At 69.3% G+C, this 23,493-nt stretch carries 20 protein-coding genes; 16 read left to right on the top strand and 4 right to left on the bottom strand.

Translation table 11 applies throughout. From position 1 onward, the window contains the following. Nucleotides 1-90 precede the first annotated feature (90 nt). Nucleotides 91-615 carry a GNAT family N-acetyltransferase gene (locus ACFWXC_RS24650; protein WP_384481974.1) on the bottom strand — a complete coding sequence of 175 codons (525 nt, stop codon included), beginning with the start codon at nucleotides 613-615 and terminating at the stop codon, nucleotides 91-93. Nucleotides 616-663: 48 nt separating this feature from the next. Here ACFWXC_RS24650 and ACFWXC_RS24645 point away from each other — a divergent pair, with 48 nt between their 5' ends. After that, nucleotides 664-1,998 carry a geranylgeranyl reductase family protein gene (locus ACFWXC_RS24645; protein WP_384481972.1) on the top strand — a complete coding sequence of 445 codons (1,335 nt, stop codon included), beginning with the start codon at nucleotides 664-666 and terminating at the stop codon, nucleotides 1,996-1,998. A 56-nt stretch (nucleotides 1,999-2,054) separates the two neighbouring features. Here the strand turns inward: ACFWXC_RS24645 and def are convergent, their stop codons facing one another. Further along, nucleotides 2,055-2,681 carry a peptide deformylase gene (gene def, locus ACFWXC_RS24640; protein ID WP_384481971.1) on the bottom strand — a complete coding sequence of 209 codons (627 nt, stop codon included), beginning with the start codon at nucleotides 2,679-2,681 and terminating at the stop codon, nucleotides 2,055-2,057. 321 nt (nucleotides 2,682-3,002) lie between these two features. After that, nucleotides 3,003-3,809, bottom strand: a complete 807-nt coding sequence (locus tag ACFWXC_RS24635; protein WP_384481970.1) for a C40 family peptidase — start codon at nucleotides 3,807-3,809, stop codon at nucleotides 3,003-3,005. A gap of 755 nt (nucleotides 3,810-4,564) precedes the next feature. Here ACFWXC_RS24635 and ACFWXC_RS24630 point away from each other — a divergent pair. Genes ACFWXC_RS24630 through nuoN form a run of 14 tightly spaced genes read left to right on the top strand, consistent with a single transcriptional unit; the run spans nucleotide 4,565 to nucleotide 20,411 of the window. Further along, nucleotides 4,565-4,924 carry an NADH-quinone oxidoreductase subunit A gene (locus ACFWXC_RS24630; protein WP_086791863.1) on the top strand — a complete coding sequence of 120 codons (360 nt, stop codon included), beginning with the start codon at nucleotides 4,565-4,567 and terminating at the stop codon, nucleotides 4,922-4,924. Between the two features lie 14 nt (nucleotides 4,925-4,938). Then, the gene (locus ACFWXC_RS24625) at nucleotides 4,939-5,493 is read left to right on the top strand and encodes a NuoB/complex I 20 kDa subunit family protein (RefSeq protein WP_384481968.1); all 555 of its coding nucleotides are present in this window, start codon (nucleotides 4,939-4,941) and stop codon (nucleotides 5,491-5,493) included. After that, nucleotides 5,490-6,233: an NADH-quinone oxidoreductase subunit C gene (locus tag ACFWXC_RS24620; protein ID WP_351694012.1), complete on the top strand. Its 744-nt coding sequence runs from the start codon at nucleotides 5,490-5,492 to the stop codon at nucleotides 6,231-6,233. The genes ACFWXC_RS24625 and ACFWXC_RS24620 overlap by 4 nt, the downstream gene beginning before the upstream one ends. Continuing rightward, nucleotides 6,230-7,570, top strand: a complete 1,341-nt coding sequence (locus ACFWXC_RS24615) for an NADH-quinone oxidoreductase subunit D (protein WP_384481966.1) — start codon at nucleotides 6,230-6,232, stop codon at nucleotides 7,568-7,570. Before ACFWXC_RS24620 ends, ACFWXC_RS24615 begins: the two co-directional genes overlap by 4 nt. Beyond that, entirely contained in the window at nucleotides 7,567-8,337 is a 771-nt protein-coding gene (gene nuoE, locus ACFWXC_RS24610; protein WP_384481964.1) for an NADH-quinone oxidoreductase subunit NuoE, read from the top strand. The genes ACFWXC_RS24615 and nuoE overlap by 4 nt, the downstream gene beginning before the upstream one ends. Then, complete coding sequence (nuoF, locus tag ACFWXC_RS24605; protein ID WP_384481962.1) at nucleotides 8,337-9,683, top strand: NADH-quinone oxidoreductase subunit NuoF; 1,347 nt, start codon at nucleotides 8,337-8,339, stop codon at nucleotides 9,681-9,683. Before nuoE ends, nuoF begins: the two co-directional genes overlap by 1 nt. Continuing rightward, nucleotides 9,680-12,184: an NADH-quinone oxidoreductase subunit G gene (locus tag ACFWXC_RS24600; RefSeq protein WP_384481960.1), complete on the top strand. Its 2,505-nt coding sequence runs from the start codon at nucleotides 9,680-9,682 to the stop codon at nucleotides 12,182-12,184. Before nuoF ends, ACFWXC_RS24600 begins: the two co-directional genes overlap by 4 nt. Beyond that, entirely contained in the window at nucleotides 12,181-13,548 is a 1,368-nt protein-coding gene (gene nuoH, locus ACFWXC_RS24595) for an NADH-quinone oxidoreductase subunit NuoH (RefSeq protein ID WP_384481958.1), read from the top strand. The genes ACFWXC_RS24600 and nuoH overlap by 4 nt, the downstream gene beginning before the upstream one ends. Next, entirely contained in the window at nucleotides 13,541-14,143 is a 603-nt protein-coding gene (gene nuoI / locus ACFWXC_RS24590) for an NADH-quinone oxidoreductase subunit NuoI (protein ID WP_351693993.1), read from the top strand. Before nuoH ends, nuoI begins: the two co-directional genes overlap by 8 nt. Further along, entirely contained in the window at nucleotides 14,140-14,982 is an 843-nt protein-coding gene (locus ACFWXC_RS24585) for an NADH-quinone oxidoreductase subunit J (protein WP_384481956.1), read from the top strand. Before nuoI ends, ACFWXC_RS24585 begins: the two co-directional genes overlap by 4 nt. Then, a complete protein-coding gene (gene nuoK / locus ACFWXC_RS24580) occupies nucleotides 14,979-15,278 on the top strand; it encodes an NADH-quinone oxidoreductase subunit NuoK (protein ID WP_046726439.1) in 300 nt (99 codons plus the stop codon). The genes ACFWXC_RS24585 and nuoK overlap by 4 nt, the downstream gene beginning before the upstream one ends. 14 nt (nucleotides 15,279-15,292) lie before the next feature. Further along, nucleotides 15,293-17,188 carry an NADH-quinone oxidoreductase subunit L gene (gene nuoL, locus ACFWXC_RS24575; RefSeq protein ID WP_384481954.1) on the top strand — a complete coding sequence of 632 codons (1,896 nt, stop codon included), beginning with the start codon at nucleotides 15,293-15,295 and terminating at the stop codon, nucleotides 17,186-17,188. A 5-nt stretch (nucleotides 17,189-17,193) separates the two neighbouring features. Further along, nucleotides 17,194-18,765 carry an NADH-quinone oxidoreductase subunit M gene (locus ACFWXC_RS24570; protein WP_384481952.1) on the top strand — a complete coding sequence of 524 codons (1,572 nt, stop codon included), beginning with the start codon at nucleotides 17,194-17,196 and terminating at the stop codon, nucleotides 18,763-18,765. Beyond that, nucleotides 18,762-20,411 carry an NADH-quinone oxidoreductase subunit NuoN gene (gene nuoN, locus ACFWXC_RS24565; RefSeq protein ID WP_384481950.1) on the top strand — a complete coding sequence of 550 codons (1,650 nt, stop codon included), beginning with the start codon at nucleotides 18,762-18,764 and terminating at the stop codon, nucleotides 20,409-20,411. The genes ACFWXC_RS24570 and nuoN overlap by 4 nt, the downstream gene beginning before the upstream one ends. Before the next feature lie 158 nt (nucleotides 20,412-20,569). Here nuoN and ACFWXC_RS24560 read toward each other — a convergent pair whose 3' ends face one another. Next, nucleotides 20,570-21,091: a hypothetical protein gene (locus ACFWXC_RS24560; protein ID WP_384481948.1), complete on the bottom strand. Its 522-nt coding sequence runs from the start codon at nucleotides 21,089-21,091 to the stop codon at nucleotides 20,570-20,572. A 313-nt stretch (nucleotides 21,092-21,404) separates the two neighbouring features. Between ACFWXC_RS24560 and recQ the strand changes: the two genes are divergently transcribed. Next, a complete protein-coding gene (gene recQ, locus ACFWXC_RS24555; protein ID WP_384482130.1) occupies nucleotides 21,405-23,483 on the top strand; it encodes a DNA helicase RecQ in 2,079 nt (692 codons plus the stop codon). Nucleotides 23,484-23,493: the final 10 nt, after the last annotated feature.

The raw sequence follows: 23,493 nt of genomic DNA, 5'->3' as shown, positions 1-23,493 counted from the left end.
TATGCACAGATGTCACCCCCAGCGGTACTGGAAGGGTAACCCGCGGCATATGGCAGCCGGAAGCGCCAAGTGTCTTTCTGTAACAGATCGTTACTCTGCGTTACCATCTTGCAGGTCGAGCCGGAAGCAGAGCGCGTCCTCCTGGAGCCGCGGGTGCGGGAACCTCTCCGCGAGCTCCATCCCGAGGCGCCGGGCGACCGCGACCGACCGCTCGTTCCCGGGCCGCACCATCGCCACCACCTTCGGCACGCCCGCCGCCCGCAGCCGCTCCAGCGTCGTCAGCGCCGCCGCCGTCGCGTACCCCTGGCCCCAGTGCTCACGGCCGAGCCGCCAGCCGATCTCGATCTCGCCCTTGGGCCCCCAGTCCTGTGGCCACGGCTGGGCGCCGGTGAAGCCGATGACCCGCCCGGACTCGTCGGCCATCGTCCACAGGCAGAAACCGAACTCCGCGTCGTGCCGGCGCTGCCGGGCGGTGAGCTCCTCGTAGGCCGACAGCTCCGCGGACCTGCCGCCGTGGAACTCCATGACGTCCGGGTCGTCGAAGACCCGGTACCAGGCGAACGCGTCCTCGTGCGTGGGCACACGCAGCCGTACCGCGGGGAGAGCTCGGTTCACAGGGGCAGCCCTTCAGCCGGGTGATCAGTACCGCTGAATAGACTGCCCATGTCCAGTGCCGGTCGGCACGCATATTTCGAGCCTTGGGGAGCCCCCGCCGTGACCGAGCCCCTCTCCGAAAACACCGCCGATGTCATCGTCGTCGGCGCGGGGCCAGCCGGCTCCACGACGGCGTACCACCTCGCCAAGTCCGGTCTGGACGTGCTCCTGCTGGAGAAGACCGAGTTCCCGCGCGAGAAGGTGTGCGGTGACGGACTCACCCCGCGCGCGGTGAAGCAGCTGGTCGCCATGGGTGTCGACATCTCCGAGGAGGCCGGCTGGCTGCGCAACAAGGGCCTGCGGATCGTCGGCGGCGGCACCCGCCTCCAGCTGGACTGGCCGGATCTCGCCTCCTTCCCCGACTACGGCCTGGTCCGCAAACGCGACGACTTCGACGAACAGCTCGCCCGCCAGGCGCAGAAGGCGGGCGCCCGCCTCTTCGAGCGCTGCAACGTCGGCGCCCCGATCATCGACGACCGCACCGGCCGGATCACCGGTGTGCACGCCAAGCTCGGCGAGGAGAAGCGCGAAGTCACCTTCCACGCGCCGCTCGTCGTGGCCGCCGACGGGAACTCCACCCGTCTCTCCCTCGCGATGGGCCTGCACCGCCGCGAGGACCGCCCGATGGGCGTGGCCGTCCGGACCTACTTCACCTCCCCCCGTCACGAGGACGACTACCTGGAGTCCTGGCTGGAACTCTGGGACCGCCGCGGCCCCCAGGACCGCCTGCTGCCCGGCTACGGCTGGATCTTCGGCATGGGCGACGGCACCTCCAACGTCGGCCTGGGCGTCCTGAACACCTCCGACTCCTTCAAGGAACTGGACTGGCGCGAGGTCCTCAAGGCCTGGTGCGCCTCCATGCCCGCGGACTGGGGCTACACCCCCGACAACATGACCGGCCCGATCCGCGGCGCGGCCCTCCCCATGGCCTTCAACCGCCAGCCCCACTACACGCGCGGCCTGCTCCTCGTCGGCGACGCCGGCGGCCTGGTGAACCCCTTCAACGGCGAGGGCATCGCCTACGCCATGGAGTCCGGCCAGATCGCCGCCGACGTCATCGTCCAGGCGCACGCGCGGGCCACGCCCGGCCAGCGCGAGACGGCCCTGCTGCGCTACCCGCAGGTCCTCAAGGACACCTACGGCGGCTATTACACGCTGGGCCGCGCCTTCGTGAAGCTCATCGGCAACCCGAAGGTCATGCAGATCGCGGCCCAGCGCGGCCTGACCCACCCGCTGCTGATGAAGTTCACCCTGAAGCTCCTGGCGAACCTCACGGACCCGACCGGCGGCGACGCGATGGACCGCATCATCAACGGCCTGAGCAAGGTGGCCCCGAAGTCGTGAGCGCCGCTACGGGGTGACTGCCGGAACGGGGTGACTGCCGGTACGAGGAGGCGCCGCTACGAGGTGAGCGCCTCGATGTTGGCGGCTCTGCGGGCATAGACCTCCTCCCGCCGGGCCGCCACCTGTCGCAGTGCCTCCTTCCGGTCCCGCCCCGAGAGCCGGTCGAGAAACACGCGTCCGTTCACATGGTCGGTCTCGTGCGCGAGGCAGCGGGCGAAATACCCCGTTCCCTCAAGGGTGAGGGGATTGCCGTCCTTGTCCTGTCCGTGCACGACCGCCCGGTCCGGGCGCGGTACGTCCATGACGGCACCCGGCACCGACAGGCAGCCCTCGCTGTCGTCGAGCAGCCGCCGCCCGGCCGGGTCCGGTGTCTCCAGCGCGGGGTTGACGATGTGACCGACATGTCGGATACCGTCGTCATCGGGGCAGTCGTACACGAACAGCCGTAGATCGACCCCGACTTGGTTGGCCGCGAGGCCGGCTCCGTCGGCGATGTACATGGTGAGGAACATGTCATCGATGAGCGCGGCGAGGTCGGGTCCGAACTCCGTGACGTCCCGGCAGGGCTTGTGCAGGACTTCCTCCCCGGTCTCGGTGATCCGGCGCACCGAACCGCGCCGGGCCTCGGGGGCGTGACGGGGGTAGTGGTCCAGGGGGTTGCCCTGGACGAAGACGCGTGGCATCGCGGTGTCCCCTTCTCGGGTCTCGGGCCGCTCCGTGCGAGCGGCATGCATCGAGGATCCCAGGAGTCACCGGATCACGGGCGGGCCTGTGGAAAACCCTGGCGGGGGGTCTGTGGAAAACCGGGAGCAGGGCGGCCCGCAGCCGCACGACCCGCGACGGGGCGACCCGCGGCAGGAGGCGGCCCGTCGTGGAGCCGCCGCACGCGGCCGTCGCGGGGCGGCCGTCGTGGGGCGGGCGTGCCGGAAGGGCCGCTGCCCCCGAGCGGCTGCGGCCCTACCGTGCTTGCGTGATGCCCGAGTTGCCTCGGGTTGCCCTTGTTGTCAGAGCACCCGCACCGCGCCGGTCGGCGGGTCGTAGTCCAGCGGGTGCTCCCCGACGCCGCTGGAGGGGTTCTGCGCGCCCACGAACATGCCGTCGCCCACGTACACGGCCACGTGGTACGCGCTGCCGGAGCTGCCCCAGTAGAGGATGTCGCCGGGCTGGAGGTTGCTCAGCGAGACCTGGGTGCCCTGCGTCGACTGGTCCTGGGAGACGCGCGGCAGGCTGACGCCGACCGACTTGAAGGCGGCCTGGACGAGACCCGAGCAGTCCCACGAGTTGGGGCCCGTGCCGCCGGAGACGTAGGCGTCGCCGATCTGAGCCTTCACGAAGGCGACCACGGCGGCGGCCGAACCCGTCGCCGTGGACGTGCTCGTGGAGGCGCTGGAGGTCGTGGAGGTGGCGCTGAGCGTGGTCCGCTCGGCGCTGCGCGAGGCGGCGCGCTCGGCGGCCTCCTTGCGGGCCTCCTCGGCCTTCTCCTTGGCCTCGGCCTTCTTCTTCGCCTCTGCGAGGTCCGACTTGGCCTGCTTGGCGGCCTTTGTGGCAGCCGCGTCGCGCTCGGCCTGGAGCGCGTAGTTCGCGGCGGCCTGCTGTGTGGCGTCGGCGGACTGAGCCACCTGGGTGGCCAGATCGGCCGTCAGGGTGGGCAGTTCGAGCGTCTGCGTCACGGGTTCGGCGGCACTCGCCGAGGCCGCGCCCGCCGCTGCCATGCCGAGGACGCCACTGGCAACTCCGGCGCGCACGGCGATGCTTGTCGTCGCGCTGCGGCGGGGTTTCCGGTGGCTGCGTATGTGAGCGGTGTGGGACATGGGAACAACCGGTACCAGGGGCTCCTTCATATCTTCAAGAAACGTGTGCTGCGCCACAGTTGTTCAATCCGGGCTGTGAAACCTGTGCGTGTCATTCTTTATTGACGCCGTAACGGACATTGCGGGCGCCTGTGATCACGCCTGTGATCACGTTCTTTCGCCATAACGTCCGAATTGCCCCCCGCCTACCATCGGTTGAGATGATTGGCCAAGCCCGGTTCTCAGACGCCTCTCATCAATGTGGCGGAGGTCACGGAACGGTTACCGGGAGGGGTGCGTCTCGTGCGCGGGCCGAGCCTGCCCGAGTTCGTGAACGTGTGCACGCGTCCACATCGCCTCCCGCACCTCCCTCTGATGTGTGAATGCGGTCCTCTATCAGGGCGGTCCGTCCACCGCGAATTTGCATGCAGAGGAACCCTCTTGATATAGAGACGCCCGCTCCAAACCGGCTCCCACCTGCAGGGGCGGTCGAAAATGTCACCTCTGGTGATCAGGTGAACGCTTCGGGTACGAAGATCACCACTCATCCGACTTCATGATCGATCGTCAGGTGGTGGAGATCACAAAGCTTGTGTAATACCCCGTGTCGCAGATCACAGAGCGACGGGCATAAGATGCGAGGCAGCTGGGCTTGTGACCTGCTTCACATGTTCGCGATCTTCGCCCGGGACGTGCGGGGTTCGCGTGACGGATGAGGCGAGTGGGGCCCGGTCGAACCGCCACCAGTCAGTGCCGACTGAGAGGAGCGAGGAGCGGTGAACGCGTATGCGCCCATCCTCGTACTGGGAGCCCTCGGGGCAGGCTTTGCGATCTTCTCCGTGGTCATGGCCACGCTGATCGGTCCGAAGCGGTACAACCGCGCCAGGCTCGAAGCCTACGAGTGCGGAATCGAGCCGACCCCCACGCCGGCCGGCGGTGGGCGTTTCCCGATCAAGTACTACCTGACGGCGATGCTCTTCATCGTCTTCGACATCGAGATCGTCTTCCTCTACCCCTGGGCCGTCACCTTCGACGCCCTGGGTGTTTTCGGGCTCGTGGAGATGCTGCTCTTCGTGCTCACCGTCTTCGTCGCCTACGCGTACGTATGGCGGCGCGGCGGCCTGGAATGGGACTGAGGGGCTTTTAAGTCATGGGACTCGAAGAAAAGCTGCCGAGCGGTTTCCTGCTGACCACCGTCGAGCAGGCCGCGGGCTGGGTACGCAAGGCGTCCGTCTTCCCCGCCACCTTCGGCCTCGCCTGCTGCGCCTTCGAAATGATGACGGCGGGAGCGGGCCGGTACGACCTGGCGCGGTTCGGCATGGAGGTCTTCCGCGGCTCACCGCGCCAGGCCGACCTGATGATCGTCGCCGGCCGGGTCAGCCAGAAGATGGCGCCGGTCCTGCGGCAGGTCTACGACCAGATGCCCAACCCGAAGTGGGTGATCTCCATGGGCGTCTGCGCCTCCTCGGGCGGCATGTTCAACAACTACGCCATCGTCCAGGGCGTCGACCACATCGTCCCGGTCGACATCTACCTGCCCGGCTGCCCGCCCCGCCCCGAGATGCTGATGGACGCGATCCTCAAGCTCCACCAGAAGATCCAGAGCTCCAAGCTCGGCGTCAACGCGCAGGAAGCGGCCCGCGAGGCGGAGGAGGCGGCGCTCAAGGCCCTGCCCACGATCGAGATGAAGGGGCTGCTGCGGTGAGCGACGCGAACGGCCACAACGGGGCCAACCCCGAGAAGGACCTCGCCACCGACAACCTCCCCGGCCAGCGCGGCCAGGGCGGCGAGGAGATCCGCGTCCAGCGCGGCATGTTCGGCGCCAACAACGGCGGCGACACCTCCGGCTACGGCGGCCTGGTCCGCTCGGTCCGGCTCCCGGGGCCGGCGACCCGACCGTACGGCGGCTGGTTCGACGAGGTCGCCGACGAACTGGAGGGCGCCCTGGAAGAACAGGGCCTGCTGCCCGGCAACGCCATCGAGAAGACGGTCGTCGACCGCGGCGAGGTCACCTTCCACATCGAACGCGAGCACCTGCTGCGCGTCGCCCGCACCCTGCGCGACGACCCCGCGCTCCGCTTCGAGCTGTGCACCGGCGTCAGCGGCGTCCACTACCTCCACGACAAGGGCCGCGAGCTGCACGCCGTCTACCACCTGCGCTCGATCACCCACAACCGGCTGATCCGCCTGGAGGTCAGCGCCCCGGACGCCGACCCGCACATCCCGTCCCTGGTCTCCGTCTATCCGACCAACGACTGGCACGAACGGGAGACCTACGACTTCTTCGGGATCGTCTTCGACGGTCACCCGGCCCTGACCCGGATCCTCATGCCCGACGACTGGCAGGGCCACCCGCAGCGCAAGGACTACCCCCTCGGCGGCATCCCCGTCGAGTACAAGGGCGCCCAGATCCCGGCTCCGGACCAGCGGAGGTCGTACTCGTGAGCACACAGTCAGCATCCGCCGCGTCGACCGCCTCGGCGCGCGAGACCACCGAGGGCACCGTATATACGGTCACCGGTGGCGACTGGGACGAGATCGTCCAGTCCGCGGCCCGCGCCGACGACGAACGCATCGTCGTCAACATGGGTCCCCAGCACCCCTCCACCCATGGGGTGCTCCGGCTGATCCTGGAGATCGACGGCGAGACCGTCACCGAGACCCGCTGCGGCGTCGGCTATCTGCATACCGGCATCGAGAAGAACCTCGAGTACCGCACGTGGACGCAGGGCTCCGCCTTCGTCACGCGCATGGACTACCTGACGTCCTTCTTCAACGAGACCGCCTACTGTCTCGGCGTCGAGAAACTCCTCGGCATCGAGGACCAGGTCCCCGACCGGGCCACGATCATCCGGGTGCTCCTGATGGAGCTGAACCGGATGTCCTCGCACCTGGTCGCCATCGCCACCGGCGGCATGGAGCTGGGCGCCACCACGCTCATGATCTACGGATTCCGTGATCGTGAAATGATTCTCGACCTCTTCGAGCTGATCACCGGCCTGCGGATGAACCACGCGTACATCCGCCCCGGCGGACTCGCCCAGGACCTGCCGCCCGGCGCGGTCGACCAGATCCGCGAGTTCATCAAGAAGATGCGGAAGAACCTTCCCGAGTACGACAAGCTCGCCACCGGGAACCCCGTCTTCAAGGGCCGTATGCAGGGCATCGGCTATCTGGACCTGGCCGGCTGCATGGCCCTCGGCGCCACCGGCCCCATCCTGCGCGCCACCGGCCTGCCGCACGACCTGCGCAAGTCCCAGCCCTACTGCGGCTACGAGAACTACGACTTCGACGTCGCCGTGGCCGAGACCTGCGACGCCTACGGCCGCTTCCTGATCCGCCTGGAGGAGATGCGCCAGTCGCTCAGGATCGTCGAGCAGTGCCTGGACCGGCTCCAGCCCGGACCGGTCATGGTCGCCGACAAGAAGATCGCCTGGCCCGCGCAGCTCGCCCTGGGACCGGACGGACTCGGCAATTCCCTCGACCACATCAAGAAGATCATGGGCACCTCCATGGAGGCCCTGATCCACCACTTCAAGCTGGTCACCGAGGGCTTCAGGGTCCCGCCCGGACAGGTCTACATGGCCATCGAGTCACCCAAGGGCGAACTCGGGGCGCACGTCGTCTCCGACGGCGGCACCCGCCCCTACCGGGTCCACTTCCGCGACCCGTCCTTCGCCAACCTGCAGGCCATCGCGGCGATGTGTGAGGGCGGCCAGGTGGCCGACGTCATCGTCGTCATCGCGTCCATCGACCCGGTACTGGGAGGCGTCGACCGGTGAACACCTCTTCTTCGGAGCGGGGCGTCAGCCTGGGCATGCCCGAGCTGCCCGCGCCCGCCTATCCGGACGACGTCCGGGCCCGACTGGAGACGGACGCGCGCGACATCATCGCGCGCTACCCCGACTCCCGGTCCGCCCTGCTGCCGTTGCTGCATCTCGTGCAGTCGGAGGAGGGGCACGTCACGCGCACCGGCATGCAGTTCTGCGCCGACGTGCTGGAGCTGACCACGGCGGAGGTCACCGCGGTCGCCACCTTCTACACGATGTACCGGCGCAAGCCCTCCGGCGACTACCAGGTGGGCGTCTGCACCAACACCCTGTGCGCGGTGATGGGCGGCGACGCCATCTTCGAGACCCTCCAGGAGCACCTGGGCGTCGGCAACGGCGAGACCACCGACGACGGCAGCATCACCCTGGAGCACATCGAGTGCAACGCGGCCTGCGACTTCGCGCCGGTCGTGATGGTCAACTGGGAGTTCTTCGACAACCAGACCCCCGCCAGCGCCCGGCGCCTGGTCGACGACCTGCGCGCGGGCCGGGACGTCGAGCCCACGCGCGGGGCCCGGCTGTGCACCTTCAAGGAGACCGCGCGGATCCTGGCCGGCTTCCCCGACGAGCGGCCCGGTGCCGTCGAGGAGAGCGGAAGCGCCGGACCCGCGTCCCTGGTGGGCCTCCGCCTGGCCAGGGGAGAGTCCGCACCCGCGCGCGTGGTCCATCCGCGCGCCCAGGGATCCCAGGACATGCCGTCCGCAGAGGAGGGGGAGTGATGACGGTGGTACCCGATCTCAAGGACACCAGCCCCGAGAAGCTGCTCGCACCCGTGCTGTCGGCCTTCTGGGACGAGGACCGCTCCTGGTCCCTGGACGTCTACCGAAGGCACGAAGGATACGAGGGGCTCCGCAAGGCGCTCGCCATGTCCCCGGACGACCTGATCGCCTACGTCAAGGAGTCCGGGCTGCGCGGCCGCGGCGGCGCGGGATTCCCGACCGGGATGAAATGGCAGTTCATTCCGCAGGGAGACGGCAAACCGCACTATCTGGTTGTCAACGCCGACGAATCGGAGCCCGGGACCTGCAAGGACATCCCGCTCCTCTTCGCGAACCCGCACAGCCTCATCGAGGGCATCGTGATCGCGTGCTACGCCATCCGGTCGTCGCATGCCTTCATCTACCTGCGTGGTGAAGTCGTCCCCGTCCTGCGGCGGTTGCACGAGGCCGTGCGCGAGGCCTACGCGGCCGGCTTCCTCGGCGAGAACATCCTGGGCAGCGGTCTCGACCTGAACCTCACCGTGCACGCCGGCGCCGGCGCGTACATCTGCGGTGAGGAGACCGCACTGCTCGACTCGCTCGAAGGCCGCCGTGGTCAACCGCGACTGCGTCCTCCCTTCCCGGCTGTCGAAGGGCTCTATGCCTGCCCGACTGTTGTGAACAACGTCGAGTCCATCGCCTCGGTTCCCGCCATCCTGCAAAAGGGCAACGACTGGTTCAGGTCCATGGGGAGCGAGAAGTCACCCGGCTTCACGCTCTACTCCCTCAGCGGCCATGTCACCAGCCCCGGCCAGTACGAGGCACCGCTCGGTATCACCCTGCGCCAGCTCCTCGACATGAGCGGCGGGATGCGCACCGGCCACCGCCTGAAGTTCTGGACACCGGGCGGCTCCTCGACGCCCATGTTCACCGACGAGCACCTCGACGTCCCTCTCGACTACGAAGGCGTGGGTGCCGCCGGTTCCATGCTCGGCACCAAGGCCCTCCAGTGCTTCGACGAGACCACCTGCGTCGTCCGCGCCGTCACCCGCTGGACCGAGTTCTACGCCCACGAGTCCTGCGGCAAGTGCACCCCGTGCCGCGAAGGCACCTACTGGCTGGTGCAGTTGCTGCGCGACATCGAGGCCGGCAAGGGCGTGATGTCCGACCTCGACAAGCTGAACGACATCGCCGACAACATCAACGGCAAGTCCTTCTGCGCCCTCGGCGACGGCGCCGCGTCCCCCATCTTCTCCTCGCTGAAGTACTTCCGCGAGGAGTACGAACAGCACATCACGGGCCGGGGCTGCCCCTTCGACCCGGCCAAGTCGACGGCCTGGGCGGACCGCCCGGAGGTGAACGCATGACCGTGACCACGAGTTCCCCCTCGTCAGGGGGAACGGCGGCGGTCCCGCCGCAGGACCTCGTCACGCTGACGATCGACGGCGTGGAGATCAGCGTGCCCAAGGGCACCCTGGTCATCCGCGCCGCCGAGCAACTCGGCATCGAGATCCCGCGCTTCTGCGACCACCCCCTGCTGGACCCGGTCGGCGCCTGCCGCCAGTGCATCGTCGAGGTCGAGGGCCAGCGCAAGCCGATGGCGTCCTGCACGATCACCTGCACCGACGGCATGGTCGTGAAGACCCATCTCACCTCCCCGGTCGCCGAGAAGGCCCAGCACGGGGTGATGGAGCTGCTGCTCATCAACCACCCCCTGGACTGCCCGGTCTGCGACAAGGGCGGCGAGTGCCCGCTGCAGAACCAGGCGATGTCGCACGGCAATGCCGAGTCCCGCTTCCACGGCAAGAAGCGCACCTACGAGAAGCCCCTTCCGATCTCCACCCAGGTGCTCCTCGACCGCGAACGGTGCGTGCTGTGCGCGCGCTGCACCCGGTTCTCCAACCAGGTCGCCGGCGACCCGATGATCGAACTCCTGGAACGCGGCGCGCTCCAGCAGGTCGGCACCGGCGAGGGCGACCCGTTCGAGTCGTACTTCTCCGGGAACACCATCCAGATCTGCCCGGTGGGCGCGCTGACCTCGGCGGCGTATCGCTTCCGCTCCCGCCCCTTCGACCTGATCTCCTCGCCGTCCGTGTGCGAGCACTGCTCGGGCGGCTGCGCCACCCGCACCGACCACCGGCGCGGCAAGGTCATGCGGCGGCTCGCCGCCAACGACCCCGAGGTCAACGAGGAGTGGATCTGCGACAAGGGACGCTTCGCGTTCCGCTACGGGCAGCAGAAGGACCGCCTGGAGACCCCGCTGGTCCGCAACGCCCAGGGCGTGCTCGAACCCGCCTCCTGGCCGGAGGCGCTCGACGCGGCCGCCCAGGGACTGGCCGCCGCCCGCTCCCGGGCCGGCGTCCTCACCGGCGGCCGGCTCACCGTCGAGGACGCCTACGCGTACAGCAAGTTCGCGCGCGTGGCGCTCGACACCAACGACATCGACTTCCGCGCGCGCGTGCACAGCAGCGAGGAGGCCGACTTCCTGGCCGCGCGGGTGGCGGGCCGCGGCCGCGATCTCGACGGCACGGGCGTCACGTACACCGCCTTGGAGAAGGCACCGGCCGTGCTGCTGGTCGGGTTCGAGTCCGAGGAGGAGGCGCCCGGCGTCTTCCTGCGGCTGCGCAAGGCCTGGCGCAAGCGCAAGCAGAGGGTGTTCTCCCTCGCCACGTACGCCACGCGCGGCCTGGAGAAGGTGGGCGGCACCCTGCTGCCGGCCGCCCCCGGCACCGAGACCGAATGGCTGGACGCCCTCGCGGGCGGTGTCGGCCTGGAGGAGTCCGGCACACAAGCCGCCGAGGCGCTGCGCGCCGAGGGCGCGGTCATCGTCGTGGGCGAGCGGCTGGCGTCGGTCGTCGGCGGCCTGACCGCCGCGGTACGGGCCGCCACCGCCACCGGCGCACAGCTGGTGTGGATCCCGCGCCGGGCCGGGGAGCGCGGCGCGATCGAGGCGGGCGCGCTGCCGTCGCTGCTGCCGGGCGGCCGCCCGGCCACCGACCCCCGCGCGCGTGACGAGGTCGCCGCCGCCTGGGGCGTGTCCGAACTCCCGCTCCGCTACGGCCGCGACACCGGCCAGATCGTCGAGGCCGCCACCCGCGGCGAACTCTCCGCCCTCCTGGTGGCCGGCGTCGAGGTCACCGACCTGCCCGACCCCACGCGCGCGCGTGCGGCACTCGAAGCCGTCGGCTTCCTGGTCTCGCTGGAACTGCGGCCCAGCGAGGTCACCGACCACGCCGACGTCGTCCTCCCGGTCGCCGCCGTCGCCGAGAAGGCCGGCACCTTCCTCAACTGGGAAGGCCGGGTGCGGTTCTTCGAGGCCGCGCTCAAGCCCGAGCAGATGACCCGGCGGCTGGCACCCACCGACGCGCGCGTGCTGCAGATGCTCGCCGACGCCATGGACGTCCACCTCGGACTGCCCGACCTGCGCACCACGCGCGCGGAACTCGACCGGCTCGGCCCCTGGGACGGGCCGAAGGCCTCCGAACCGCTGGAGACGGCCGGACCGCTGCCGCGGCCGGCGGCCGGAGAGGCCGTGCTCGCCGGACACCGGCTCCTCCTCGACCAGGGCGTCCTCCAGCAAGGCGACGAGGCCCTCGCCGGCACCCGGCACACCGCCCACGCGCGCCTGTCCGCCGCGACCGCCGCCGAGGCCGGCCTCGAGAACGGCGACCTCGTCGCCGTCACCTCGACCGCCGGCACCGCCGAACTCCCGCTCAGGATCACCGAGATGCCCGACCGCGTGGTCTGGCTCCCGCTGAACTCCGTGGGCGGCGGCGTCGCCTCCGACACCGGAGCGCTGCCCGGCTCCCTCGTCCGTATCGGCCCGGCGGCCACCGCCGGTGAGGCCCCCAAGGAGGTGGAGGCATGAACCCGTACCTCGCTGCTGAAGACCTCTCCATGTTCGGCCGCGACCCCTGGTGGCTGGTCGTCGTCAAGGCGGTCTTCTGCTTCGCCTTCCTGATGGTGACCGTGCTGGTCTCCATCGTCATGGAGCGCAAGGTCATCGCCTGGATGCAGCTGCGCATCGGCCCCAACCGGCACGGCCCCTGGGGCATGCTCCAGTCGCTCGCCGACGGCGTGAAGCTGATGCTCAAGGAAGACCTCATCGTCAAACGCGCGGACAAGGCCGTCTACATCCTCGCGCCGATCGTCGCGGCCATCCCCGCGTTCATGGCCATCGCGGTCATCCCGTTCGGACCGGCCGACAACGAGGTCTCGATCTTCGGCCACCGCACCACGATGCAGCTCACCGACCTGCCGATCGCGATGCTCTACATCCTCGCGGTCGCCGCCGTCGGCATCTACGGCATCGTCCTCGCCGGCTGGAGCTCCGGATCCACCTACCCGCTCCTCGGCGGCCTGCGCTCCTGCGCACAGATGATCTCCTACGAGATCGCCATGGGTGCCGCGTTCGCGTCGGTGTTCCTGTACTCGGGCTCCATGTCGACGTCCACGATCGTCGCCCAGCAGCACGACCGCTGGTACATCCTGCTGCTGCCGGTCTCGTTCATCCTCTACGTCGTCACCATGGTCGGCGAGACCAACCGCGCCCCCTTCGACATGCCGGAGTCCGAGGGCGACCTGGTCGGCGGCTTCAACACCGAGTACTCGTCGATCAAGTTCGCGATGTTCATGCTCGCCGAGTACGTCAACATGGTGACGGTCTCCGCCGTGTCGACGACGCTGTTCCTCGGCGGCTGGCGCGCCCCCTGGCCGATCAGCACCGTCTGGGCGGGCGCCAACCACGGCTGGTGGCCGATGCTCTGGTTCGTCGCCAAGGTCGTGGTGCTGCTGTTCGTCTTCGTCTGGCTGCGCGCCAGCCTTCCGCGGGTGCGCTACGACCAGCTGATGAAGCTGGGCTGGAAGGTCCTCATCCCGGTCTCGGTCGTCTGGCTGATGCTCGTCGCCACCGTACGGACCCTCCGCAACGAGAACTACGGCTTCGCCGACATCGCCCTCTACGTCGGCGGCGGAGTCCTCGCCCTGCTGCTCCTGTCCTTCGTCGTCGACATGTTCCGCGACAAGGGCGGCAAGGAGGCCGCGCAGCCCGCCGCCGAACCGGTCGCGTTCGACCCGATGGCAGGCGGATTCCCCGTACCGCCGCTGCCCGGACAGGAGCTGCCGCCGGTGCCCCGGCGCAGCCCGCGCCGGGAGCGGGAGCTGATTGTCAGTGGTGGGCCGGACACTGTCAGTGACGGATCTACGGATGGAAAGGAGGCGTCCGATGGCTGAGGAGCCCAAGGAGACCGAGCCCGGTTTCCTGAACCCCGTGGCCGGCTTCGGCGTGACCTTCAAGGCCATGTTCAAGAAGCGGCTGACCGAGCAGTACCCGGAGCAGAAGAAGACCACGGCTCCGCGGTTCCACGGACGGCACCAGCTCAACCGCCATCCGGACGGCCTGGAGAAGTGCATCGGCTGCGAACTGTGCGCCTGGGCCTGCCCCGCCGACGCCATCTACGTGGAGGGCGCCGACAACACCGACGAGGAGCGTTACTCGCCGGGCGAGCGCTACGGCCGCGTCTACCAGATCAACTACGCCCGCTGCATCCTGTGCGGCCTGTGCATCGAGGCGTGCCCCACGCGCGCGCTCACGATGACCAACGAGTTCGAGCTCGCCGACACCAGCCGCGCCAACCTCATCTACACCAAGGAGCAGCTGCTCGCCGGCCTGGAGGACGGCATGGTCGACAGCCCGCACGCGATCTTCCCGGGCACCGACGAACAGGACTACTACCGGGGCCTGGTGACCGAGGCGGCGCCCGGGACCGTGCAGCAGGTGGCCGTCTCGAAGGGCGAGAAGCCGGACGAAGAGGGGGTGGAGGCATGAGCGCGCAGCTCGCCGCCTACGCCACCTCCACCGGCGAGGCCTTCCAGTTCTGGGTCCTCGGCACCGTCGCCGTGATCGGCGCCCTGTGCACCGTCCTCATGAAGAGGGCCGTGCACAGCGCCCTCTGTCTCGCCGGCACCATGATCATCCTGGCGGTTTTCTACCTCGCCAACGGCGCCTACTTCCTGGGCATCGTGCAGATCGTCGTCTACACCGGCGCGATCATGATGCTGTTCCTCTTCGTGGTGATGCTGGTCGGCGTGACCGCCGCCGACTCCCTGACCGAGACCATCAAGGGCCAGCGCTGGCTGGCCCTTCTGTGTGGGGTCGGCTTCGGCGTCCTGCTCTTCGCGGGCATCGCCAACGCCTCCCTCAAGAACTTCAACGGCATCGGCCAGGCCAACGCCAACGGCAATGTGGAGGGCCTCGCCGCCCTCATCTTCACCAAGTACGTCTTCGCCTTCGAAATCACCGGCGCCCTGCTCATCACCGCGGCCGTGGGCGCCATGGTGCTCACCCACCGTGAGCGCACCGAGCGTGCCAAGACCCAGCGCGAGCAGTCCGAACAGCGCGTCCGCGACGGCAAGCACGTGCCGCCGCTGCCCGCCCCCGGCGTCTACGCCCGGCACAACGCCGTCGACATCGCCGGCCTGCTGCCCGACGGCACCCCGTCCGAGCTCACGGTCAACAAGACGCTGCGCGACCGCGGTCAGATCCGTGACGTGTCCGCGGAGGCCCTCAACGATCTGCGGGCCCTGGAACAGCGCGCCGAGGAACGGCTGGAGCGGACCCCGATCGAGCCGGAGAACCTCAAGCGGCCCGAGGAGGCGTCGAAGTGAACCCGGTCTACTACCTCTATCTCGCCGCCCTGTTGTTCACGATCGGCGCCACCGGTGTGCTGATCAGACGGAACGCGATCGTCGTCTTCATGTGCATCGAGCTGATGCTCAACGCCTGCAACCTCGCGTTCGTCGTCTTCTCCCGGATGCACGGCAATCTCGACGGCCAGATCATCGCCTTCTTCACGATGGTCGTCGCCGCCGCGGAGGTCGTGGTCGGGCTCGCGATCATCGTGTCGCTGTTCCGTACCCGCCACTCGGCCTCGGTCGACGACGCCAGCCTGATGAAGCTGTAAGGGGTCGCTGAATCGTGGAGAACCTGATTGCGCTGCTGATCGCGGCGCCCCTGCTCGGAGCGGCCGTCCTGCTGGTCGGCGGCCGCCGCCTGGACGGCGTGGGCCACTGGCTCGGCACGCTCCTGTCGACGACCTCGTTCGTGTTCGGCGTGATCCTCTTCGCCGACCTGCTGGGCAAGGACGCCGAGCACCGCACCCTGATGCAGCACCTGTTCACCTGGGTGCCGGTGGAGGGCTTCCAGGCGGACGTCACCTTCCGCCTCGACCAGCTGTCGATGACGTTCGTCCTGCTGATCACCGGCGTCGGCTCGCTCATCCACCTGTACTCGATCGGGTACATGGAGCACGACGAGCGCCGCCGCCGTTTCTTCGGCTACCTCAACCTGTTCCTCGCGGCGATGCTGCTGCTCGTCCTCGCCGACAACTACCTGCTGCTGTACGTCGGCTGGGAGGGCGTCGGTCTCGCCTCCTACCTGCTGATCGGCTTCTGGCAGCACAAGCCCAGCGCGGCCACCGCCGCGAAGAAGGCGTTCCTGGTCAACCGGGTCGGCGACATGGGCCTGTCGATCGCGATCATGCTGATGTTCACGACGTTCGGCACGTTCGCCTTCGGCCCGGTCCTCGGTCACGCCACCGACGCCTCCGAGGGCAGGCTCACCGCGATCGGCCTGATGCTGCTGCTCGCCGCCTGCGGCAAGTCCGCCCAGGTACCGCTGCAGTCCTGGCTCGGGGACGCCATGGAGGGCCCGACCCCGGTCTCGGCCCTCATCCACGCGGCGACCATGGTGACCGCCGGCGTCTACCTCATCGTCCGCTCCGGAGCGATCTTCAACGCGGCCCCGGACGCGCAGCTGGTCGTCACCGTCGTCGGTGCCGTCACGCTCCTGTTCGGTGCGATCGTCGGTTGCGCGAAGGACGACATCAAGAAGGCCCTCGCCGGCTCGACCATGTCGCAGATCGGCTACATGGTGCTCGCCGCCGGCCTCGGCCCGATCGGCTACGTCTTCGCGATCATGCACCTGGTGACGCACGGCTTCTTCAAGGCCGGGCTGTTCCTCGGCGCCGGTTCCGTCATGCACGGCATGAACGACGAGGTCGACATGCGCAAGTACGGCGGCCTGCGCAAGTACATGCCGGTCACCTTCATCACCTTCGGCCTCGGCTACCTCGCCATCATCGGCTTCCCGGGCCTGTCCGGCTTCTTCTCCAAGGACAAGATCATTGAGGCGGCGTTCGCCAAGGGCGGCACCGAGGGCTGGATCCTCGGCGCCTGCGCCCTGCTCGGTGCGGCCATCACCGCCTTCTACATGACGCGCGTCATGCTGATGACGTTCTTCGGCGAGAAGCGCTGGCAGCCCGACGAGCACGGCCACGAGCCACACCCGCACGAGTCCCCGAAGGTCATGACGATCCCGATGATCGTGCTGGCGATCGGCTCGGTCTTCGGCGGCGCCTTCTTCAGCATCGGCGACCGCTTCCTGCACTGGCTGGAACCGGTCACCGGCCACAGCGAGGGCGACTCCCCGCTCAGCGCGGCCACCGTCACCGGCGCCACCATGGTGTGCCTGGTCATCGGCGTCGGCATCGCCTACCTGCAGTACGGCCGCCGTCCGGTCCCCGCCGTCGCCCCGCGCGGTTCGCTGCTCACCCGCGCGGCCCGCCGCGACCTCCTCCAGGACGACTTCAACCACGTCGTCCTGGTCCGCGGCGGCGAACACCTCACCCGCTCCCTGGTCTACGTCGACCACACCCTGGTCGACGGGGTCGTCAACGGCACGGCGGCGGGCTTCGGCGGGCTCTCCGGCCGACTGCGCAAGCTTCAGAACGGCTATGCGCGCTCGTACGCGGTCTCGATGTTCGGCGGCGCTGCCCTCCTGGTCGCCGCGACCCTGCTGATGAGGGCGGTCTGATACCGATGTCCTTTCCTCTGCTGACAGCGACGGCGGTGCTCCCCGCCGTCGGGGCCATCGCCACGGCCGCCGTCCCGGCCGCGCAGCGCACCGCCGCCAAATGGCTCGCGCTGCTGGTCTCGCTCGGCACGCTCGTGCTCGCGATCGTCGTCCTGGTCCGCTTCGATCCGGGCGGCGCCCGCTACCAGCTCACCGAGTCCCACGCCTGGATCTCGGACTTCGGTGTCCGCTACGAACTGGGCGTCGACGGCATCGCGGTCGCCCTGCTCGCCCTGACCGCCCTGCTGATCCCGTTCATCATCCTGGCGGGCTGGCACGACGCCGACCCGCTGGAGACCGGCAGCAAGCGGTGGCGGCCCACCCAGGGCTTCTTCGCCCTGATCCTGGCCGTCGAGGCGATGGTGATCATCTCCTTCGAGGCCACCGACGTCTTCCTCTTCTACATCTTCTTCGAAGCCATGCTGATCCCGATGTACTTCCTCATCGGCGGCTTCGGGGACCGTGCCCACGCGGGCTCCGACGAGAACGCGGCGGCCCAGCGGTCCTACGCCGCCGTGAAGTTCCTCCTCTACAACCTGGTCGGCGGCCTGATCATGCTGGCCGCGGTGATCGGCCTCTACGTGGTCGCCGGGAACTTCTCCCTCGCGGAGATCGCGCAGGCCCGCGCGAACGGCTCGCTGCACATGGCGACCAGCACCGAACGCTGGCTGTTCCTCGGCTTCTTCTTCGCGTTCGCGGTGAAGGCGCCGCTGTGGCCGCTGCACACCTGGCTGCCCAACGCCATGCAGGAGTCCACCGCCCCGGTCGCCGTGCTCATCACGGCGGTCGTCGACAAGGTGGGCACGTTCGCGATGCTCCGCTTCTGCCTCCAGCTGTTCCCGGAGGCCTCGAAGTGGGCGACACCCGTCATCCTCGTCCTCGCCGTGATCAGCATCATCTACGGCGCGCTGCTCGCCGTCGGCCAGCGGGACATCAAGCGCCTGGTCGCCTACGCGTCCATCTCGCACTTCGGCTTCATCATCCTGGGCATCTTCGCGATGACCAGCCAGGGCCAGTCCGGCGCCACCCTCTACATGGTCAACCACGGCATCTCCACGGCCGCGCTGATGCTGGTCGCCGGCTTCCTGATCTCCCGGCGCGGCTCGCGGCTCATCGCCGACTACGGCGGTGTGCAGAAGGTCGCCCCGGTGCTCGCCGGCACCTTCCTGATCGGCGGCCTGGCCACCCTGTCGCTGCCGGGTCTCGCCCCCTTCGTGAGCGAATTCCTCGTCCTGGTCGGCACGTTCACGCGCTACCCGGCCATCGGCATCATCGCCACCCTCGGCATCGTCCTCGCCGCGCTCTACACCCTCGTCCTCTACCAGCGGACGATGACGGGCCCGGTGAAACCGGAGGTCTCCGCGATGCCCGACCTACGCGCGCGTGAACTCGTGGTCGTCACCCCGTTGATCGTTCTGCTGATCTTCCTGGGCGTCTACCCGAAGCCCGTCACGGACATCGTCAACCCGGCGGTCAAGCAGACCATGTCGGACGTACACAAGACCGACCCGAAGCCCGCAGTGGAGGCGGCCAAGTGAGCGCAACAGCCGTCCACAGCCTGTGGACAACCGCGGCCGAGCCGATCTCGAAGATCGACGCGCCGAAGATCGAATACGGACAATTGTCCCCCACCCTGATCGTGCTCGGCGCGGCGATCGTCGGGGTGCTCGTCGAGGCGTTCGTCCCGCGCAAATCCCGCTACTACGCGCAGGTCTTCGTCTCCGCCGTCGCGCTGTGCGCGGCCTTCGCGGCGGTCGTCGCACTGGCCGCGGACGGATACGGCACCACCAAGGCCCACATCGCCGCCATGGGCGCGATCGCCGTCGACGGACCGTCCCTGTTCCTCCAGGGCACGATCCTGCTGGCCGGCCTGCTCGGCCTGTTCACCTTCGCCGAACGCCGCCTCGACCCGGCCGCCCACGGCAACCGCGTCGACTCCTTCGCCGCACAGGCCGCCTCCGTGCCCGGCAGCGACAGCGAGAAGGCCGCGGTGAAGGCGGGCTTCACCACCACCGAGGTCTTCCCGCTGCTCCTCTTCGCGGTCGCCGGCATGCTGGTGTTCCCCTCGGCCAACGACCTGCTGACGCTCTTCGTGGCCCTGGAGGTCTTCTCCCTCCCGCTCTACCTGATGTGCGCCCTGGCCCGCCGCAAGCGCCTGCTGTCCCAGGAAGCCGCGGTCAAGTACTTCCTGCTCGGCGCCTTCGCCTCCGCGTTCACCCTGTTCGGCATCGCCCTGCTGTACGGCTACGCCGGCTCGGTGTCCTACGCCACCATCTCCCAGGTCGTCGACGGCACCGTCACCAGCATCGACCCCGCCCTCGCCGACACCATGGGCAACGACGCGCTGCTCCTGATCGGCACCGCGATGGTCGTCATGGGCCTGCTCTTCAAGGTCGGCGCGGTCCCCTTCCACATGTGGACGCCCGACGTCTACCAGGGCGCGCCCACCCCGGTGACCGGCTTCATGGCCGCGGCGACCAAGGTGGCCGCGTTCGGCGCGCTGCTGCGCCTGCTGTACGTCGTCCTGCCCGGCCTGCGCTGGGACTGGCGGCCGGTCATGTGGGGCGTCGCGATCATCACCATGCTGGGCGGCGCGATCGTCGCGATCACCCAGACCGACATCAAGCGACTGCTCGCGTACTCGTCGATCGCGCACGCCGGATTCATCCTCGCGGGTGTCATCGCGACCTCGAAGGACGGCGTGTCGTCCGTCCTCTTCTACCTGGCCGGGTACTCCTTCGTGACCATCGGCGCCTTCGCCGTGGTCACCCTGGTGCGCGACGCCGGCGGCGAGGCCACGCACCTGTCCAAGTGGGCCGGCCTCGGCCGCCGCTCACCGCTGGTCGCGGCCGTCTTCGCGGTGTTCCTGCTGGCCTTCGCGGGCATCCCGCTGACCTCCGGCTTCGCCGGGAAGTTCGCCGTGTTCAAGGCGGCGGCGGAGGGCGGGGCGGCCCCGCTGGTCGTCGTCGGTGTGATCTCGTCGGCGATCGCCGCGTTCTTCTACATCCGCGTGATCGTGCTGATGTTCTTCAGCGAGCCCAGGCCCGACGGCCCCACGGTCGCCGTCCCGTCACCGCTGACCATGGCGGCGATCGGCGTCGGCGTCGCGGTCACGCTGGTGCTCGGTGTGGCACCGCAGTACTTCCTGGACCTGGCGAGCCAGGCGGGAGTCTTCGTGCGCTGACCGCGCAGGTACGGCCGTGGGCCCCGGTTCCATGCAAAGGAACCGGGGCCCACGCGCGCGTGGGCGGTACAGGGCCGCAGGGATACAGGCATACAGGGCCGCAGGGGTACAGGGCCGCAGGGATACGGGCTTCCGGCGTGTCACCGAGCCGGCCGCGGCTACGGGCAGGTCACCGTCGGGTTCCACGGCGCGAACAGACCGCTCGGGTTGTCCTTCCAGATCCAGGCGCGCAGCGTGTACACGGAGCCGACACCGGGCAGCGTCGCCGGACCCTGGAACGTCTGTCCGAACAGCGTCGGCGCGGTCGCAGCGGTGCCGGCGCGCACGATCCACTCCACCCCCACCAGGGCACGGCCGCCGTCGCTGTCGGTCTCGTAGAGGAGACCCGCGGGCTCGGCCGGGTCGAGGCTGCCGACATGGGCGGGGTTCACGTAGTGGTAGCCCGCGCCTCCCTTGCCGGTCGCGGTGTCCTTGGTGCAGCCGCCGACGGGCGTGTACCCGTCCGTGACCGCGAACGGCTCGTACTGGTAGTCCGCGGTCGCCGTGTACGCCGGGGTCAGATCCGTCCACACGAACGGGTCGGCCTCGGGGACGGGAGCCGCGTCAGGGGGAACCGCGGCCAGAGCGAACGGCACGGCCAGCGCCAGAACGGTGCCGGCGGTGCGGGACCTGAGAGACATCCTGATGCTCCTTGGGGCGGAAGAGGCACGCGAGTGCGGCGCCTCCGTACAACGCGGGCCTCCCCGGTCCCGCCCGTGCAGCATGGCCCGCGCCGCTTCCGGGCCGCCACGCGAGGACGGCCAAAGGACTGAGGGCGCCGCCCGAGGGGAGCCTCGCCCCCGATCCCTCCCCGTGTACCTGCTCGCGTCCCTGCTCGCGACCGTCTCCGCGTCCCTTTCTCGGGTGGCGGGCCTGTGGATAACTCCGGCGCTGTCGGTCCGTGCCCCTATCGTGGGGGCAGTGGTCGAGGGACGACGTACGGGGGGCACGACGATGGGTGGGACGGGCGGAACCGACGAGATGCCAGGGACGACCGAGCCGCCGGGGACGCGGCAGACGCCCGGACCGGCGGACAGCGAGGCACTGGCCACGCTGCACAGGGTTTTCGGGTACGACGCCTTCCGGGGCGAGCAGGAATCGATCATCGAGCATGTGGTGGCCGGCGGTGACGCCGTCGTCCTCATGCCCACCGGCGGCGGAAAGTCGCTGTGCTACCAGATCCCCGCCCTGGTCAGACCTGGTACGGGCATCGTGGTCTCACCGCTCATCGCGCTCATGCAGGACCAGGTGGACGCCCTGCGCGCCCTCGGCGTGAACGCCGGGTTCGTCAACTCCACCCAGGACTTCGACGAGCGACGCGTGGTCGAGGCCCAGTTCCTCGCCGGAGAGCTCGACCTGCTCTACCTGGCACCGGAGCGGCTGCGCCTGGATTCCACGCTGGACCTGCTCGCCCGCGGCAAGATCGCCGTCTTCGCGATCGACGAGGCGCACTGCGTCTCCCAGTGGGGCCACGACTTCCGCCCCGACTATCTGGCGCTCTCCCTCCTCGGCGAGCGCTGGCCCGACGTCCCGCGCATCGCCCTCACGGCCACCGCCACCCACGCGACCCACGAGGAGATCACCCAGCGGCTGCACATGCCGGCCGCCCGGCACTTCGTGGCCAGCTTCGACCGGCCCAACATCCAGTACCGGATCGTCCCCAAGGCCGACCCCAAGAAGCAGCTGCTCACCTTCCTCCGCCAGGAACACGAAGGCGACGCGGGCATCGTCTACTGCCTCTCCCGCAAGTCGGTCGAATCCACGGCCGAATTCCTGACCCGCAACGGCGTCGAGGCCGTCCCCTACCACGCGGGCCTGGACGCGGGCACCCGTGCGGCCCACCAGTCCCGCTTCCTGCGCGAGGACGGCCTGGTCGTGGTCGCCACCATCGCCTTCGGTATGGGCATCGACAAACCCGACGTCCGGTTCGTCGCCCACCTCGACCTGCCCAAGTCCGTCGAGGGCTACTACCAGGAGACCGGCCGTGGCGGCCGCGACGGCCTGCCCTCCACCGCCTGGATGGCCTACGGCCTCAACGACGTCATACAGCAGCGCAAACTCATCCAGTCCGGCGAGGGTGACGAGGCGTTCCGCCGCCGCGCCCAGGCGCACCTCGACTCGATGCTCGCCCTGTGCGAGACCGCCCAGTGCCGCCGCGGGCAACTGCTCAAGTACTTCGGCCAGGACCCCGCCCCGGAGGGCTGCGGCAACTGCGACAGCTGCCTGACCCCGCCGGAGACCTGGGACGGCACCGTCGCCGCCCAGAAGGTCCTCTCCACGGTGGTACGACTGCAGCGCGAACGCGGGCAGAAGTTCGGCGCCGTCCAGATCGTCGACATCCTGCTCGGCAAGCGCACCGCCAAGGTCATACAGTTCGACCACGACCAGCTGTCCGTCTTCGGCATCGGCGCCGACCTCGACGAAGGCGAATGGCGGGGCGTCGTCCGGCAGCTGCTTGCCCAGGGGCTGCTGGCCGTCGAGGGCGAGTACGGCACGCTGGTGCTCACCGAGGCCAGCGGGACGGTACTGCGGCGGGAACGGGAGGTTCCGCTCCGCAAGGAGCCGAAGAAGCCCGTGGTCTCCCGGTCCTCCGGGACGTCCGGGTCCTCCGGGTCCTCGGGCAAGGGCAAGGCGAAGGCGGCTGTGGCAGAGCTGCCCGAGGACCTGCTCCCCGCATTCGAGGCACTCCGCGCCTGGCGTGCCGAACAGGCCCGCGAACAGGGCGTACCGGCATACGTGATCTTCCACGACGCCACGCTCCGGGAGATCGTCGGCCGGTGGCCCGAGTCGATCGCCGAACTGGCCACCGTCGGCGGCGTCGGCGAGAAGAAGCTCATCACCTACGGGGAAGGCGTGCTCGGAGTGCTGGCCTCCCTGAAGACACCGTCCTCCCCGGCCCCCGGCGCCGCCCCCGGGACAGCCGGGACCGGGACAGCCGGGACCGGGACAGCCGGGACCGGGACAGCCGGGACCGGGGACGAGGACCACTGGCCCGAGATGGACGCCGAGCCGGAGCCGGAGGACTGGATGTAGCCCGGTCCGG

Source organism: Streptomyces sp. NPDC058683, assembly GCF_042716195.1.
GTDB lineage: Bacteria > Actinomycetota > Actinomycetes > Streptomycetales > Streptomycetaceae > Streptomyces.
The sequence above is the reverse complement of the archived record's forward strand: the minus strand, read 5'-3'. Positions and strand labels throughout refer to the sequence as shown.